Genomic DNA, 15466 nt, shown 5'->3' on the forward strand with positions numbered 1-15466 from the left:
GCCCCCTCGGCGGGGGCTGCCGCGACCGGTCAGACCTGGTACTGGCCGACCGTCAGGAAGTACCGGAGCTCCTCCGGGGTGCCGTTCAGCGCCTTCTCCGCCGCCACGCGCAGCGCGTCGCTGATGCCCGGGCGGGCCAGGATCCGTACGACGGACACGCGGTCGTCCTCGGCCTGGGCGAGACGCAGGCCCGTCTTCAGGAACGCGGTCCGGTCGGCGGCGGTGCCGCTGAGCGCCTTGTTGGCCTCCCGCTTCACGGCCTTGCCGCTGGCGGGGTCGGCGAGGAGCTTGACGATGGCGAAGGCGTTGTCCTCGTCCTGAGCGAGCGCGAGGCCGGTGGTCAGAAAGGCAACGCGGTCGGCAGGGGTGCCGTCCAGGGCCTTGTTGGCCTCCCGCTTCACGGCCTTCCCGGAGGCGGGGTCGGCCAGCAGCTTGGCGATGGCGACGGCGTTGTCCGCGTCCGAGCCCACGACCGCGGCCACGGTGACCGGCGCGGCGGCCGTGCCGGCGGCGAAGGACGGCGTGGAGAGCAGCAGGACCGGGGCCAGCGCGGTCGCGGTCAGGACGAGCGCAGCTCGGGTCGGATTCATGGTTCCCCCTTGGTCGAACGGATCGCTCACCGGGTCGCGGCGGCGAAAAAGATCGTTTCAGAGTAATCCGGTTGTCCGATCCCGAACGGGCGATTTTCGGCCACTGGCGATCACCCTCGATCACCGCCGTCATTGCGGCTATCGGAGGGCCGTCAGGGGCCGCCCGGCACGTTGACCACCCGTCCGATGGGGCCGCGGACGAGGGGCAGCCCGCCCCGCGGCCCGCCCGGGTTCCTTCACGCCAGGGGGTGCGCGGCGGGCCCGTCGGCGGCCACCTGCGCCTGCGCCTGGTGGCCGATCATCTCGGCGATCAGTTCCGGGGCCACCGCGCGTGAGTACAGCCAGCCCTGGCCCGTGTCGCAGCCGACGCGACGCAGCCGGGCTGCCTGTCCGGCGGTCTCCACGCACTCCGCGGTCACCGTCAGGCCCAGCCGGTGCGCGAGCTGCACCAGGGCCTCGACGATGGTCTCGTCGGCCGGGTTCGGGTGGGTGCCCTCCTCGTAGCGGAAGCCCCGTACGAAGGAGCCGTCCAGCTTCAGCACGGACACCGGCAGTCGGCTGAGGTAGGCCAGGTTGGAGTACCCGGTGCCGAAGTCGTCGATGGCGATCCGCACGCCCATGTCGCTCAGCGCCTGAAGGGCCTGCAACGGCCGCCCCGCCGAGCCCATCACGGCCGATTCGGTCAGCTCCAACTGGAGCAGCTGCGGTGCCAGTCCCGTCTCGGCCAGGATCTCCGCTACATCGCCCACGAGGTCCGAGTCCCACACCTGCCGCACGGCGACGTTGACGGACACGAAGACCGGCGCGTCGCTGGGCTGCTCGATCTGCCAGCGCCGGGCCTGCCGGCAGGCGGTCCGCAGCACCCAGCGGCCCAACTGGACGATGGATCCGTCCTCTTCCGCGATTCCGATGAACCGATTCGGCGTCAGCGTGCCGAACTGCGGGTGGTTCCAGCGGACCAGGGCCTCCACCCCGCGCACCGCCCCGCTCTCCAGGTCCACGAGCGGTTGGTACTCCAGCTGGAACTCGCCCCGCTCCACCGCCGGCCGCAGCGTCGAGCTGAGCGCCTGGCGCGTCATGCGGTGTGCGTTGCGCTCCGGGTCGAAGAGCGTCCAGCGGGCCTTGCCGTCCGCCTTCGCCCAGTACAGGGTCGTGTCCGCGGCCTGCATCAGTCCGGTCGCCGAGGTGCCGTCCGTCGGCCGCTCCACGACGCCGATCGACGCCGACACCGACAGTCGCTGTCCGGCCAGGTCGAACGGCTCCTGCACGGCCGCCAGTACGCTGCGCGCCAGGTCCACGAGCTGTTCGGTGCCGGTGGAGTCCTCGACCAGCAGGGCGAACTCGTCGCCGCCGAGCCGTGCGACCAGGTGCCCGCCGGTGCGCCCGTACCCGGACTGGTCGGCGCACTGGGTCAACCGGGCCGCGACGGCGGTCAGCAGGCGGTCGCCGACCCGGTGGCCGAGGGTGTCGTTGACCGCCTTGAACCCGTCCAGGTCCAGGTAGCACAGGCCGATCCGGCCGGTGCCGCCATGCTCGTAGGAGGAGGCCTCCAGGGCGGCGGAAAGCCGCTCGAAGAACAGCGCCCGGTTGGGCAGTCGGGTCACCGGGTCGTGCATCTGGAGGTGCCGCAGCCGGGCCTGGAGGTCGCGGCGGTCGCTGATGTCGGCGACGGACAGCAGTACGTTCCGGGTTCCGGGCACGGGGCCGAGGGTGACCTCGGTCCACAGGGAGTGCCCGTCGGGGTGTTTGAGGCGTCGGGTGCAGCGCAATCGGGCCTGACGGCCGCGCAGCACTTCCTGGTAGGCCTGCCAGGTACGGGCTTCGGCGCCCAGGTCGACCAGGTCGGCCGCGCACTGCTCGACGAGGGCGTGCGGCTCCGTACCGAGGAGCCCGGCCAGGGCGGTGTTGGCCGCGACGACGTAGCCGCCGCGGTCGACGACCGCCATGGCGAGGTGGGCCGCGTTGAAGGCGGCCCGGTAGTCGCGCAGTTCGGACTCGGTGCGGGGCGGCGTCGTCGGCACGGCCGGCACTGCTTGGTGACGTTCCGTAATGACCGATGGGTTGCGGTCGGCCGCCGAACCGGTTCCCTCTGAGGTTCCGCTCACCGTTGGCTCCCGCAGTGCTCGTGAGTGTCCGTGCAGGAAAGTGTGCCGATCATAGAGGCACCGTACGGCCCTATCCAGCGGCGTCGCCGTGTGGGGCACGGGACTTCGGTGTGCTGACGTCTAGGCGCCCCGACCCCGGGCGATCGTTTCTGCGCAGCTCTGAGCGCGGGAAGTCGCCTCCTGATCTTGGGTGATCGGTCGTGACGTTCTGTAGGCATGTGGGTGACCCCCCGGGTCACCGGCTTGCCGTGGCGCTCACTCGTGTGGGGCAGCGGAACAGGGCATAAGTAAGACAATCGCCTCAAGGTGGTACGAGATGGCACGAATCCACCACCGGAGGTCGATGTGCGGCGACAGCAGACACCCGGGGGAGTGGACCGCTCCCGCATGAGGAGTGCGGCGGCTGCGCTCACCTCCCTGGCAGCACTCGCCGCCATGTCGCTCGTCGCGGGTCCCGCGGTCGCCGACTCCGGGGCCGGGCCGTGCGCCCTGACCCGTACCTCGGCGCACCACTCCCTCGGTCTGGACACCTGGAACCGCGCCTACCCCAGACCGGCGCAGACCCTCGACGCGGTCATTGTCTTCCTGTCCTTCCCGGACCACCGGACCACCCTGACGACCAAGGAGCTGACCGGTGACTACTTCCCGGCTACCAGCGACTTCTTCGAGCGGGCCTCGTACGGGAGGTTCCGCCTGGTCCCGCATCCGCAGAAGCAGTGGATCCGGATGCCCAAGCCGTCCACGGCGTACGGGATACGGCGTGACTGGGCGGCCCGGGACCGGGCGGCCTACCTGCGGGACGCGGTCGCCGCAGCTGACCGGCAGGTGGACTTCGGCAAGTACGACGTCGTGTACTTCGTCGCCGACCCGGACGCGCCCGGAGTGGACTCGGACGCCACCAAGGTCGTCAACTTCGACCAGCCGATCAGGGCCGACGGGGCCGACCTGCGGCGGATCGTGACGGTCTTCGAGCGGCACCCGCCGGACCGGAACGTGCTGGCGCACGAGACCGGGCACATCTTCGACCTGCCCGACCTCTACCACCGGCCGACGGACGGCAAGGGCGACTGGGACACCTACGTCGGGGACTGGGACGTCATGGGCAGCCAGTTCGGGATGGCGCCCGACCTGTTCGCCTGGCACAAGTGGAAGCTGGGCTGGCTGGACGCGACCCAGGTCGACTGTGTGCAGTCGGGCTCCTCGATGCACACCCTGCAGCCGCTGGCGCAGGTCCCGGTGCCGGGCGCCACGGGCGGGACCCGGCTCGCAGTGATCCGTACGGGCCCCGGCAGCGCGATCGCCGTCGAGGCGCGCGGCTCTGCGGGCAACGACGGCGACACCTGCACGGAGGGGGTCCTGGTTTACCGGGTGCGCAACGAGGCGGCCTCGGGCGGCGGCCCGATCGAGGTGTTCGACGGGCACCCGGGCACGGAGGCGTGCTGGGACCGCTCGGTGTACCCGCCGCTGGCGGACGCGCCACTGGAAGTGGGGCAGGCGTTCACGGTGCCGGGGGAACGGATCAGGATCGAGGTGGCGGACCGGACCCCGTCGGGCGCGTACACGGTCAAGATCACGACCTAGCGCTCGCGCGCGGCCCTGCCGACGGCGGAGGCGCGCCGGGGGCGCGAGGGTGACACGACGAAGAAGGCCCCCACTCGCGTGGGGGCCTTCTTCCGTCTGTGCGCCGCCAGGGACTCGAACCCCGGACCCGCTGATTAAGAGTCAGCTGCTCTAACCAACTGAGCTAGCGGCGCTTGCTGACGAGGAAGACATTAGCAGGGAGATGGCTGGAAGGAAAAATCGATATCCGCAGCTCGGGCGGCGCGGACGTACGCCCACAGGAGGGCTTCCGGTCCGGGGAGCCAAGGGGTGCGGCTGGCGGGGGCCACGAGCCAGCGCGACGGCCCGGGCGTGGTGGCGAGCGGCGGGACGGTGACCGCGTCGCCGGGGCCGTGGCACAGGGGTGCGGCGAAGGAACCGCCCCACTCCTCCCAGGCCAGCAGCGCGGGGAGCCGGTGGGCGGTCCCCGTGGCGGCGAAGAGCAACATCCGCCCGCGGTGCACGGCGACGGGCCCGGAGCCGGGGCCCTCGGCCCGGAGCAGGTCGAGCATGCGGCGCCCGAGCACGAGTGGCACGTTGACGACGTCGAAGGCGGTCCCGCAGGGCAACACGGCGGGAGCGGCGGCCCGTGCTTCCCAGAGCGCGAGGGTGCGGTGCGGGTGTGCGGACGCTGAGGCGAGCCAGGCGGCGCCCTGCGGGGTGACGTGGGTGGCGGTGCGTGCGTCGTGGGTGGGGCAGGCGGATGCCGTCGTCAGCGTCGTCATGCGAATGGTCTACCGGCCGTAGCGATCCGGTTTCCGGGAGTTACGGAAAACCGGGACAGGTGGGGGGACGGTGGGATATGTTGCGCCCCGCATATGCCAGCCGGGTTGACCGCCGCGCCCGCCGGGGCCGGACCTGCACGCCTGCCCGCCCTTGTCCCCTGCCCGCCCGTGTCCCCTGCCCGCCCTTGTGCCCGCCCTCGTCCGACGGCCGGTGGTGCCCCGGGGCCGCGGAGGGGCTGGCTCCGCGCAGCTAAGATCTGTCCGGGCCGGCTTCGCGCTGGAGGGATTCGCCGAACTCGATCATCTTGCGCGCGTAGTCCTCGGTCCACTCGGCCTCCGCGGCGATCGCCGCCGGCGGCAGCCGGTCGAAGCGCCGCGGATCGGCCAGCTGCGCGGCGGCCAGTGCCTGGAACTCCACGGCCCGCTCCTGCGCCGCCCGGAAGGCGAGCGTCAGCTCAGTGGCGCGGGCCAGCAGCTCACGCGGGTCCTCGATCGACTCCAGGTCGAAGAAGTGCTCCGGGTCCGTGGCGGCCTCCGAGGGCTCGAAGAGCAGCGGCGCGGGCCGCAGCTTCCGCTCGGTCGTCCGCTCGGGCTCTGCCATGCGTGTCCTCCTGCTGCGCGTTCGGGATCCTTCCGGGCCACCCTCCATTGTCCAACGTCGCGCAAGAGCGCCGCCCACGGGCCGCAGCCGGCCGCTGCGCGGGCCGCGGAGGTTCGGCCCCGGCTCGCGCGGTCGCGTACGGCCGTGGAGCCGGGCCCGCTGCATCAGGGCCTCCAGACCACCCGGTGCTCCGCCAGGTGCGCCAGCACCGAATGGTTCGCCTCCCAGCCGTCGGGGAACTTCATCGTCACCCCCAACTGGACCGGCTCGGTCGACGGATGGTCGTCCAGCAGCTCCGCAATGCCCGCGCGGGCCACGACCACGCACGCGTGCCGGTGCCGCGAGGCCAACACGCACAGGCGGCCCGTCTCCAGGTGGAAGGCCGTGGCGTCCGGACGGCCCGACAGGGGGTGCAGCACCACCGTCAGGTCGTACTCCCGGCCCTGCAGCCGGTTCGCGGTGTCCACCGTCACTCCGGTGACACCCAGTTCCGCGAGCGCGGCGCGGACCGCCGCCGCCTGATCGCGGTGCGCGGTACCGACCGCGATCCGGTCGGCGGTCAGCGGGGCCGGCCCCTGCGACCGCTCGTCCGCCGTCACCGCCCCCCGGTCCAGCGCCCGGCGGACCACCAGGGCCACCGCCCGGACCGCCTCCGGATCGGTGCGCGGGGTGTGCCGGGCGGGCAGCTCCAGCAGCCCCCAACCGGACGCGGCGGCCTCGTCCAGCACCCGGTCCGGGCCCGAGCCGTCGCCCGCGATCCCGTACGACAGCCGCCGCTCGCCCGGGCCCGTACCGCTGCGGAACTGCGTGTACGGGTAGAACGCCCGCGAGACCAGCGGCGCGGCTGTCGCCGGGAGCCGCCAGGACACCGGCAGCCGGTGCTGCGGCAGTTGCGGGTTGTGCGCCAGCAGGGTGCTCACCGCGGAGGCCGAGGGGTCGTAGGACAGGCCGGCCCACTGCTCGGCCCCGACCACGCTGAACGGGTCCAACTGCCCCGGGTCGCCCACGAACAGGGCCCGCTCGAACAGTCCGGCGACGGCCAGCAGCGCATCGGAGCGCATCTGGTACGCCTCGTCGACGATGGCGTGCTCCCAGGGTTCCGTGTCCTTCACGTACGCCCACTTCGCCGCCGTCGAGAGGGTGATCGGCAGCTCGGCGAGATCCGCCGGCTTGGCCGAGAGGCTCACCGAGGGCAGCTCGCGCAGCGCCGGGTCGTAGGCGTCGCCTTCGCTGCTGTGCAGCCGGCCGACCTTCAGCTCCGGATCCTCGCCCGCCAGCCGCAGCACCAGGTCGTCGACCTGGGCGTTGGTCTGCGCGACCACCATCAGCCGGCGTCCGGCCGAGGCCAGCTCTCGGGCGGCCCGGACCACGAGCGTCGACTTGCCGGCCCCGGGTGGCGAGTCGACGACCACGCCGCGCTCGGTCCCGTGCAGGGTGTCGCGAAGGATGGCGGCGGTCGCCTCGGCGGCGGCCTCGCCCGGATTGAATGCGGGGCTCACAGGATGTCCTCGTCGGTCACGGCGTCGGGCAGCAGCGTGGTGTCGGTCGCGGATCCCGGCGGCCCGCCGTGTGTCCACGGGGTCCGGTCCGGCTCCGGCAGCTTCGGGCCGCCGCGCGCGTCGTGCTCGAACAGCGTCCAGCAGACCCGGTCGCCCTTCTCCGGCACCGAGCCCGCGTCCGGCTCCCGGCCGCGGCCCATCTTGTCCAGCAGCCGCAGCACCAGCCGCCCGTCCTCGTCGTACCGCACGAACTGTGCGGCCTGCGGACGTCCGTCGAGCGAACGGAACACCTTGCCCCCGCCGCCCTCCGCGAGCTGCGGGCGGTCCTCCGTCGCCACCGTGACCAGCGGGCGCGGACTCGGCCGCTTCGACTCCGTCCATTCCATCACCACCTCGGTGACCTCGCCCGCGAAGGCCTCGCCCGACAGTCGGCGGCCCGCCATCACCAGCGGGTCGTCCAGCGCCTCCTGGGCGTCGAGCCGCACCTGTTCGGTCTCCCGCGTCGCCAGCTTCCGGGCGGCCGTCACCGCGTCGTCATGGCGCGGCTGCGGGGGCTCGCCCGCCCTGATCCGGTCCCGGTGGCCGGTGTACGACCAGCGGTCGCGGGTCCAACGCTCCTCGGTCCGCTCCCCGGGCGGCAGCGCGCGCAGCAGCTCCAGCGACTGCCACACCGCCCGCCAGGTGGGCCGCATCTGCTCCGCGACGAGCTCCCGGACCGCCGCTTCGGCGCGCTCCAGGGCCGGCCGGTCGCCCGCGGTGCGCGCCGCGTCGTAGCGGGCCATCGCCGGGGCCAGCAGCTTGTTGTCGAAGGTCGGGTCGGTGGCCGGTCCGGCGGGCGGGACCAGCAGCTGCCCGTGGTGGTCGCGGCCCAGCTCGGCCCGCAGGGCCGCCTCCGGGCCCGATTCCCCCTCCGATGGCGCTATCCACGCCAGCAGGGCGCCCAGGTGCTGGTCCTCCAGGTTGCTCTGGCCGCTCGCCCAGTGCCGCCCCAGCAGTTCCGTCGCGGACAGCAGCATCGAGGCCCCCGGGACCCGGGCGCGCTCGCCGAGGTGCGTGAACCAGCGCCCCAGCAGCGGTACCCGCGTGGGCGCCGGATACGGATTCTCCGGGTCCTCCTCGGCCGTCCGCCGGAAGCGCATCGACCGCCCCAGCAGTCGTACATACTCGATGCCCGCCCGGCTCGGCACGATCACCTGCGGCGCGTCGAGGCACAGCTCGGCGGCGACCTTGCTCTTCGCGCCGGTTTCCGGGTCGGTCTCGGTCCGCTCCACGTACTCGACGTCGTCCGCGTACCCGTCCAGGTACGGCAGAACCACGTCCGCCAGCTCCGCCAGGAACTCCCAGCGCAGGTTCCGGTCGCGCGGCTGCGGCACCACCAGCAGCCGCGGCCGTTCGGGATGCGTGCCGACCAGCGCGCCCAGCGGGGCCCCGGCCTCGCCCGCCGTCGTCAGCGGTACGAAGACCAACGGGCGCTCGCTCAGGTGACGGTGCCGTACGGTCGCCAGCGGCCGGGCCCGGCCCGCGCGGACGGCCTCCAGCCGGGCCAGGGTGCTCAGGAGGGACATGCGCTCGCCTCCAGGGCCTCGGCGCGCAGCCGGGCCGCGTGGTGCAGCGCGGCCGAGGTCGGATCGTCGGGGTCCCCGCCGCCGGCCGCGGCGGCCAGGGCCTTCCCGATGGTGGTGAGCGCGCCCAGCTCTCCGCGTACGGAACGGCCGAGCGCGGTCACCTCGTCGGCGGTGCGGGCCCGCTCCCGGCAGTGGAAGGCCAGCTCGCAGGCGGCCAGGCATTCGGGGGCGTAGGCGGCGGAGATGGCCGAGACCGCTTCGGTCAACTCCTCGGCGGGCCGCGCCGGGTCGAAGCTGAGCCCCTCCGGCAGGGCCGCGGCCAGGTCCTCGACCCGGGTCAGCCGGCCCAGTTGGCGCCGGGTCACGGAGTGCTCGCGGCGGACGTCGACGGGGGCGGCGGCGGGCAGGTTGGAGAAGTCCTTGGGGCAGACGAGCAGGACCGTGTGCCCGACCACGGCGGAGGCCAGCTTCTCGGCAGTCGTCTCCAGGGCCAGGACGTACACGGCGGCCTGCCGGGCGGCGGCTCCCACCTTCGCCGGGTCGGCGGAGCCGTCGATCAGCGGGAACGACTTGATCTCCACGACGGTCCAGCGGCCGTCGGGGTGCACCACGACGGCGTCCGGCTCCAGATAGGCGGGGGTGCCCGCCACTTCCAGCGCCAGCATCGGGTGGTCCAGCAGGGTCCAGGCCCCGGCGGCGGTGGCCTCGCGCAGGGCGAGCGCGGTGCGCGCGGCGCGGCCCTCGGGTCCGGCGGCGGTCAGATCGGGAACGCGGGCGCCCGCGCCGGGCGGTTCGGCTCCGGTGCCCAGGTGCTGGTGGACCAGCCGCAGCAGGGCGGCTCCGCCGTCGTCCTTGACCCTGGCCTCGAAGGAGTTCCCGCGGACGATGGCGAACTGCGACTGGCCGAAGGCGGCGGGCGAGCCGAGGGCCGCGGCCAGGGCGGTCTTGTCCACGCCGGCGCCGTCGAGGAGGGCGCGTCGGCCGCAGCCGGGATTGGCGGCGAGCGCCGCCAGCGCGCGGGCGTCGAGCGGACGGGGCGGCACGGCGGGGCCGCGCAGGTCAGCGAGCCGCTGCCGCAGTGTCGTCTTCGGGGGCGGGCCGCTGGGCGGGTAGGAGCTCACGGGCGGAAGTGTCCCATCCGCCACTGACAATCGTGGTCGTACCGCGGAAACGGGATGTTCGGGCCGCCGCGCGGTGGGTGAGCGCGTACCCGATCCCCATCACGGCGACCCCGGCGACCGCGTCGAGGAAGTAGTGGTTGGCCGTGCCCATGACCACGAGTGCGGTGACGGCGGGATAGATGATGCCGAGGGCCCGCAGGAGCGGCCGGCGCCCGCACCGCCACAACAGGATTCCGCACCACAGGGCCCAACCGACGTGCAGGCTCGGCATGGCCGCGTACTGGTTGGTCAGGCCCCCGAGCCCGCGCGGGGCGCTGGCCTGCGCGCCCCACCAGCCGTACGAGCTGTACTGGGCCATCGTGTCGGTGAACCCGTACGAGGCGTCCAGCAGCCGCGGCGGGCATGTGGGCATCAAGGCGAAGCCGACGAGGCCGAGGAGGGTGGAGAGCACCAGCCAGCTGCGGGCGGTGCGGTAGGCGTGCGGTCGGCGGAGGTAGAGCCAGACCAGCACGGCCGGGGTGACGAGGTAGTGCAGGGAGGCGTAGACGAAGTCGGCGGGTATGCCGAGGAGTCCGTGGTGGGCGAACAGCCCGTTGAGCGGCCGTTCGAAGTCGATCCCCCACCGTTCCTCGGCCCGCAGGATCGTGAGTCCGTGGTCGACGGCGAGGTGTACGTCGCCCCGGGCGAGGAGTCTGCCACCGGTGTACGCGCCGTAGACGAGCCCCAGGAGCAGCAGTTCGGCCCACCACCGGGTGGGCTTCTGCCGATCAGTCATACGGTGTAGGACGCTTGTGCGACGGGGTGGGTTGCCTGGTGTTCACGTGATGGATGATGGATGGACGATGGAACCGCCTGAAACGGCATGAATCATTACGGACCGGGAGAATTTCCTATGGCCCCCCGCATCCTCCTGGCCCGCCACGGCCAGACGGCGTGGTCCCAGCTCGGCAAGCACACCGGGCGCACCGACGTGCCCATGCTGGAGGAGGGCAGGCGGGGCGCGAAGCTCCTCGGCGAACGACTGGCCGGCGCCCCCTGGAACGGCCTGCCCGGCGTGGAGGTCCGCACCAGCCCGCTCGTACGGGCGAGCGAGAGCTGCGACCTGGCGGGCTTCGGCGCCCGGGCGGAGCCGTGGGACGCGCTGATGGAATGGGACTACGGCGACTACGAGGGCATGACCCCCGCCGAGATCCAGGCGGTCCGCCCCGGCTGGCTGATCTGGCGCGACGGCGTCCCGGGCGGCGAGTCCGTCGCCGACGTCGCGGCCCGCGCGGACGAGGTGGTCGCCTGGGCCCGCTCGGCGGAGCGCGACGTCCTGGTCTTCGCCCACGGCCACGTCCTGCGTACCCTGGCCGCCCGCTGGCTCGGCTTCGAAGCCTCCTTCGGCGCGCGCATCCGGCTGGAGCCCACCTCCCTCTCGGTTCTGGGCTGGGCGTACGGGGCCCCCGCGCTGGAGCGGTGGAACGACACGGGCCACCTGGAGGCCTGAGCCCAGGCGGGCTACCGCGAAGCAGGGTGCGGGGGATGTCGGGCCGCCCGACGGCCCGACCGTGTCCGGCCCCGCCCGAATGGGACCGGTTTGCGGTGGGTCCGCCGGGGTCCGCCAGGGTCCGCCGGGGTCCGCCCGCGCAGAGCGTTCGGCTCGGGGGCCGTCGGTGCGGCGGCGGGGGGCGCGTACTGCCTCCCGACCCGGCGGGTCAGGTCGCCGCGTGCCGGGTGAGGAACGCGCCCACCCGGGGACTGCGCTGGTGGGGTACCAGGGCGCGCGCCGTCGCCGCGATCATGGACTGGACCCGGGTGGACTGGACCTCGGTGAGCAGGTCCAGGACCCGCCCGCCGGCCCAGGCGGCCTCGTCCGGGGCGCCCGCGCGGGCCAGGTCGTCGGCCAGCTCGGCGGTGTAGAGGGCCACGTTCCGGGCGAAGTGCGGATCCTGGAGGTCCGCCGCCCGACGGGCGTGCCGGGCGGCGCGGGCGTATTCCCCGAGGGTCGCCCAGCAGCGCGACTCCAGGGACTCCAACTCGGCCTCGCCGAAAAAGGACATCCACTCCGGGTCCGCGCCCGACTTGCCGCGGGCGAACTCCGTGTGCGCCCGGGCCAGCGCCTCCTCGCAGGACCTGCGGTCGGCCAGGCCCGCCCAGCCGCCCGCCTCTCGCAGGGCGAGCAGCGAGAGCAGCCGGGGGGAACCGAGGGAGCGGGCGGCGCGGCGGCCCGCCTGGGCCGCCCGTACCGACTCGCGCGGCCGGCCGCAGTCCCGGGCCAGGAAGGCCATGTTGCTGAAGGCGTGAGCCTCCAGGCCCGCGTCCCCCGAGACCCGGGCCGTCGCCAGGGCCTCCGCGTAGTGCGATCGGGCGTCGTCGAAGCGACCGGAGTCGTGCGCCAACCAGCCCACCGAGACGGCCAGTTCACCCGCCCCGGCGTGCAGCCGGTCCTCGGTGGACTGCCGGCTGGCTCCCGCGTCCAGCAACGCGTAGGCCGTGCGCAGGGGTTCGGTGGCCTTGCGGTACAGGGCATCGGCCCCGTGCCGGTCGTCCAGCAGCCGGATCTGGCGCACGGCCTCCTCCACCGCAGCCGCTTCGGACGCGCCGGCGCGGGAGGGCGGCCGGCGGCTGTCGCCGAGCAGGGTGAGACCGATCGTCGCGGCCGCCACGGTCGCGGAGCCGCCCGCCATGAACGCGCGACGCAGCACGTCGCTCTCCTTGTGGGTGAAGGGGGCGGTGCGCTGCGCCGAGCGGCCGCGGACCGCCTCGCGCGGGGAGAAGCCCAGGTCGGCCAGGGTCCGGCCGGGGAACATGTGCAGGAAGACCCGCTCGTAGGCGTAGTTGGGGCAGCGGATTTCGCCGGACTCGACCCGGCCGATGTAGCGGGCGTCGCAGGAAACCGATTCTCCGATCTCCTTCGCGGCCCGGCGCACCAGGGCGGCGAATTCGGCCGGGGAGTGCTGACCGCGAAGCCGCCGGAACGTCTGGTTGGGTGAGTGGGGGGACGCCGCCATGGACGTGGCCTCTCTGGCAAGGGACGCACCGCCGGTCCCGCGCCTCCGTCTCTTCGACGACGGGGAGCTGGGCCCGGCGCGCACGAACGTACCGCCAGGGGCGGTCCTCGCACACGGTGTTTGGCTACAAAAGGGATATCTCACCCGCGATCCGCCATGAACTGCCATCCTTTGCGGCGTCTTGCCGCCGCACCCGTTGACGTTTCTGCGCGTTGAACCCACGTGGGGTGCGAGGTGACTCCCACCCCGCTCGCACGCGGATCGAGGAGGGGTTCCCTTGGTGGAGGGCGGCATGGAGAGCACTGGAACGAGCACCGCGCCCGCGTCGCAGGGCGCGACCACCGTTCCGGTCGAGGCGCCAGCCCCGGTCGAGGCGCCCGACCTGGTGACCGTGCCCACGCGGCAGGGCCTGGAGGCCGTGGACATCATCCGCCGCGCCACCAGCCTGGCCGGCGGGGTCGGCCCGGTGCTGCACGACGGGTCCGGCGACACCCTCGGCTTCCTCGTTCCGCCCGGAACGGCGGACGCTTGGGACCTACCGGGCAGCGCCTGTACGCAGACCAATGGACGCGGCATGCGCTTCGGCGACGTGTCGCCCACCGCCGGCGACAGCGGCTGGCTGCTCCCTCCGGAGGCCGTCGGCCCGGTCACCGACCCGGAGGTGCTGCGCGCGGCGCTCGGAGAGGCGGCCCGGCTGATCGAGGCGGCGGACAACTGCCGCTGACCGGTCACAATGGGTTCGTGGCAAGCAAGGGCAAAGGCAGCAGGCAGCGCGGACGCGGCACCTCCGAGGCGGTCGTCGGGCAGGTGGACGGCGGCACGGCGGAGCTGGCCCCGGACCGCGAACGCGCGGGCGCCTGGACCCTGCTGATCGACGGGGCCCCGCAGTCCCACGTGGACCTGGACGATCCGGGGTACCTGGACTTCCCGTACCAGCGGCGGATCGGCCACCTGATCGACCTCGTCGCGCCCGCCCGGCAGCCCCTGAACGTGGTGCACCTGGGCGGCGGCGCGTTCACCCTCGCGCGCTACACGGCCGCCGCCCGCCCCCGCTCGACCCAGCAGGTCGTGGAGATCGACGCCGCTCTGGTGGCCTTCGTACGGGAACACCTGCCGCTGGACCCGCAGGCGCGGGTCCGGGTGCGGGCCGTGGACGCGCGGGCGGGCCTGGCCAAGGTCCCGGACGGCTGGGCGGATTTGGTGATCGCGGACGTGTTCAGCGGCGCGCGCACCCCGGCACACCTGACCAGCGCCGAGTTTCTTGACGACGTACGCCGCGCCCTGGCGCCCGGCGGGTGGTACGTGGCCAATCTCGCGGACGGTCCGCCACTGGCGCACCTGAAGGGACAGATCGCGACGGCCGCGTCCCGGTTCGCGCACCTGGCGCTGGCCGCTGACCCGGTGGTGTGGCGGGGGAAACGATTCGGCAATGCGGTGTTGGTCGCCGCGGACGGGGAGCTCCCGGTCGCCGAGTTCACCCGCCGCGTCGCGAGCGACCCGCATCCCGGCCGCGTCGAGCACGGCCGGGCCCTCGCCGACTTCGCGGGCGGCGCAGCCGCGGTCGCGGACGCCTCGGCGGTGGCCTCGCCGGAACCTCCGCCTTCGGTCTTCCACTGAGCGTCCACCCCCGGTCGCGGCGCGCCCTCGTTCGGATGACCTTGCGGGTTGAACCACCGGCGCACGGGTACCACTTCGTTTCGGACGTCCCGTTCGGGGCGTCCGGACACCAGCAGCGGAAAGACGAAGCGATGCCCACAGGTACGGTCAAGTGGTTCAACTCGGAGAAGGGGTACGGCTTCATCTCGCCGGAGGACGGAAGCGCTGACCTGTTCGTCCACTACAGCGAGATCCAGTCGAACGGCTTCAGGGCGCTCGACGAGAACCAGAGGGTCGAGTACGAGGTCGGCCAGGGCGCGAAGGGGCCGCAGGCGACGAGCGTGCGCTCCTTCTGACGGCGGACCACCCCTGAGGGGACAACCCTCGGCGGACTGCCCGTGGCGGACTGCCCGTGGGGGACTATCTGCGGGGGACTGCTCTCGGCGGGAGTCCCTCTCGGCGGGACTACCTGTCGGGACTATCTGCCGTGGGGCCATCTGCCGTGGGGCCATCGGCCGGCGGGCTACCCCTCGTACGTCTCGATCATCGGCGGATGGCCGTTCCACGTGCAGAACACGGAGACCTCGCGACCGTCGCGGGTGAAGGTCACCCGGATCCAGTACGGCTGCTTCCACACCTGCATGCGCCAGCCGGCCGACGGGGTAGCGGAGACCAATTCCGCCGACGAGGTTCCGAGGTCGAAGACCACCCGGCCGCCCGCGACCGTGTAGCCCTTCACCTTGCCCGGATCCCCGCCGTCCCCCTGCCCCTCGTGGGGGCTCGGGCTCGGCGGGGCCGACTTCTGCGCGGGCTGGGCAGCAGGGGGAGTGGTAGGGGGCGACGCCGAGGGGGTGGGAGACGGCGCTTCCGAGGCCCCTTCGGACGGTGACGCCGCGCGGTGCGTCGAGGAGGACAGCGGCTGCGTGGTCAACGGCACCGCCAGCGGCGGATCGTAGGCGGTCCCGGACATGACCGTGTGCACGCCCCACCACGACAGCGTCACCGCCGCCCCGGTCGCCAGCGTCCAGGCGAAAGCATGAACAAGTCCTCGGTGCATCAGGTGCCATACTGC

Annotated in this window: 14 protein-coding genes, 1 tRNA gene and 1 pseudogene; 5 read left to right on the forward strand and 11 right to left on the reverse strand. The window is 73.3% G+C overall.

All coding sequences use genetic code 11. The features are described from left to right. Window positions 1–29 precede the first annotated feature (29 nt). Together ABZZ20_RS17510 and ABZZ20_RS17515 are read right to left on the reverse strand one after the other, a co-directional pair. Window positions 30–590: an ALF repeat-containing protein gene (locus tag ABZZ20_RS17510; RefSeq protein ID WP_356870308.1), complete on the reverse strand. Its 561-nt coding sequence runs from the start codon at window positions 588–590 to the stop codon at window positions 30–32. A gap of 236 nt (window positions 591–826) precedes the next feature. Then, window positions 827–2611, reverse strand: coding sequence for an EAL domain-containing protein (locus ABZZ20_RS17515; RefSeq protein ID WP_356870310.1), 1785 nt, complete (start codon window positions 2609–2611; stop codon window positions 827–829). Between the two features lie 429 nt (window positions 2612–3040). Here ABZZ20_RS17515 and ABZZ20_RS17520 point away from each other — a divergent pair, with 429 nt between their 5' ends. Then, window positions 3041–4276: a M6 family metalloprotease domain-containing protein gene (locus tag ABZZ20_RS17520; protein WP_356870312.1), complete on the forward strand. Its 1236-nt coding sequence runs from the start codon at window positions 3041–3043 to the stop codon at window positions 4274–4276. 99 nt (window positions 4277–4375) lie between these two features. Here the strand turns inward: ABZZ20_RS17520 and ABZZ20_RS17525 are convergent. The 7 genes and pseudogenes from ABZZ20_RS17525 to ABZZ20_RS17555 form a co-directional block, all read right to left on the reverse strand. Further along, a tRNA-Lys gene (locus ABZZ20_RS17525) sits at window positions 4376–4449 on the reverse strand. Then, window positions 4440–5019: pseudogene (locus tag ABZZ20_RS17530) on the reverse strand (bifunctional DNA primase/polymerase). Before ABZZ20_RS17530 ends, ABZZ20_RS17525 begins: the two are co-directional and overlap by 10 nt. Window positions 5020–5269: 250 nt before the next feature. Further along, a complete protein-coding gene (locus tag ABZZ20_RS17535; protein WP_356870314.1) occupies window positions 5270–5620 on the reverse strand; it encodes a hypothetical protein in 351 nt (116 codons plus the stop codon). A 164-nt stretch (window positions 5621–5784) separates the two neighbouring features. Then, a complete protein-coding gene (locus ABZZ20_RS17540) occupies window positions 5785–7119 on the reverse strand; it encodes an AAA domain-containing protein (RefSeq protein WP_356870316.1) in 1335 nt (444 codons plus the stop codon). Further along, window positions 7116–8684 (reverse strand): hypothetical protein, encoded by a 1569-nt coding sequence (locus ABZZ20_RS17545; RefSeq protein ID WP_356870318.1) that lies wholly within the window; start codon window positions 8682–8684, stop codon window positions 7116–7118. Before ABZZ20_RS17545 ends, ABZZ20_RS17540 begins: the two co-directional genes overlap by 4 nt. Continuing rightward, window positions 8672–9805 (reverse strand): hypothetical protein, encoded by a 1134-nt coding sequence (locus ABZZ20_RS17550; RefSeq protein WP_356870320.1) that lies wholly within the window; start codon window positions 9803–9805, stop codon window positions 8672–8674. The genes ABZZ20_RS17545 and ABZZ20_RS17550 overlap by 13 nt, the downstream gene beginning before the upstream one ends. Beyond that, window positions 9744–10580 carry a phosphatase PAP2 family protein gene (locus ABZZ20_RS17555; RefSeq protein WP_356870322.1) on the reverse strand — a complete coding sequence of 279 codons (837 nt, stop codon included), beginning with the start codon at window positions 10578–10580 and terminating at the stop codon, window positions 9744–9746. Before ABZZ20_RS17555 ends, ABZZ20_RS17550 begins: the two co-directional genes overlap by 62 nt. 117 nt (window positions 10581–10697) lie before the next feature. Here ABZZ20_RS17555 and ABZZ20_RS17560 point away from each other — a divergent pair, with 117 nt between their 5' ends. Next, window positions 10698–11294, forward strand: coding sequence for a histidine phosphatase family protein (locus ABZZ20_RS17560; RefSeq protein WP_356870324.1), 597 nt, complete (start codon window positions 10698–10700; stop codon window positions 11292–11294). A 208-nt stretch (window positions 11295–11502) separates the two neighbouring features. On the opposite strand, the gene ABZZ20_RS17565 is transcribed toward ABZZ20_RS17560, so the two are convergent. Beyond that, entirely contained in the window at window positions 11503–12798 is a 1296-nt protein-coding gene (locus ABZZ20_RS17565) for a tetratricopeptide repeat protein (RefSeq protein WP_356870326.1), read from the reverse strand. 292 nt (window positions 12799–13090) lie between these two features. On the opposite strand from ABZZ20_RS17565, the gene ABZZ20_RS17570 reads away from it, so the two are divergent. The 3 genes from ABZZ20_RS17570 to ABZZ20_RS17580 all read left to right on the forward strand — a co-directional run bounded on the left by ABZZ20_RS17570 (window position 13091) and on the right by ABZZ20_RS17580 (window position 14750). Then, the gene (locus ABZZ20_RS17570) at window positions 13091–13522 is read left to right on the forward strand and encodes a hypothetical protein (protein WP_356870328.1); all 432 of its coding nucleotides are present in this window, start codon (window positions 13091–13093) and stop codon (window positions 13520–13522) included. A 17-nt stretch (window positions 13523–13539) separates the two neighbouring features. Next, window positions 13540–14415 carry a fused MFS/spermidine synthase gene (locus ABZZ20_RS17575; protein ID WP_356870330.1) on the forward strand — a complete coding sequence of 292 codons (876 nt, stop codon included), beginning with the start codon at window positions 13540–13542 and terminating at the stop codon, window positions 14413–14415. A gap of 131 nt (window positions 14416–14546) precedes the next feature. Further along, entirely contained in the window at window positions 14547–14750 is a 204-nt protein-coding gene (locus tag ABZZ20_RS17580) for a cold-shock protein (protein WP_356870332.1), read from the forward strand. Between the two features lie 167 nt (window positions 14751–14917). On the opposite strand, the gene ABZZ20_RS17585 is transcribed toward ABZZ20_RS17580, so the two are convergent. Next, window positions 14918–15451: a hypothetical protein gene (locus ABZZ20_RS17585; protein ID WP_356870334.1), complete on the reverse strand. Its 534-nt coding sequence runs from the start codon at window positions 15449–15451 to the stop codon at window positions 14918–14920. Between the last annotated feature and the right edge of the window lie 15 nt (window positions 15452–15466).

Source organism: Streptomyces sp. NPDC006430 (assembly GCF_040612395.1).
Taxonomy (GTDB): Bacteria; Actinomycetota; Actinomycetes; order Streptomycetales; family Streptomycetaceae; genus Streptomyces.

Coding starts and splice junctions, on each gene's coding strand:
- ABZZ20_RS17510 (WP_356870308.1), bottom strand. CDS start 590: ATGAATCCGACCCGAGCTGCGCTCGTCCTGACCGCGACCGCGCTGGCC.
- ABZZ20_RS17535 (WP_356870314.1), bottom strand. CDS start 5,620: ATGGCAGAGCCCGAGCGGACGACCGAGCGGAAGCTGCGGCCCGCGCCG.
- ABZZ20_RS17545 (WP_356870318.1), bottom strand. CDS start 8,684: ATGTCCCTCCTGAGCACCCTGGCCCGGCTGGAGGCCGTCCGCGCGGGC.
- ABZZ20_RS17555 (WP_356870322.1), bottom strand. CDS start 10,580: ATGACTGATCGGCAGAAGCCCACCCGGTGGTGGGCCGAACTGCTGCTC.
- ABZZ20_RS17560 (WP_356870324.1), top strand. CDS start 10,698: ATGGCCCCCCGCATCCTCCTGGCCCGCCACGGCCAGACGGCGTGGTCC.
- ABZZ20_RS17565 (WP_356870326.1), bottom strand. CDS start 12,798: ATGGCGGCGTCCCCCCACTCACCCAACCAGACGTTCCGGCGGCTTCGC.
- ABZZ20_RS17570 (WP_356870328.1), top strand. CDS start 13,091: ATGGAGAGCACTGGAACGAGCACCGCGCCCGCGTCGCAGGGCGCGACC.
- ABZZ20_RS17580 (WP_356870332.1), top strand. CDS start 14,547: ATGCCCACAGGTACGGTCAAGTGGTTCAACTCGGAGAAGGGGTACGGC.
- ABZZ20_RS17585 (WP_356870334.1), bottom strand. CDS start 15,451: ATGCACCGAGGACTTGTTCATGCTTTCGCCTGGACGCTGGCGACCGGG.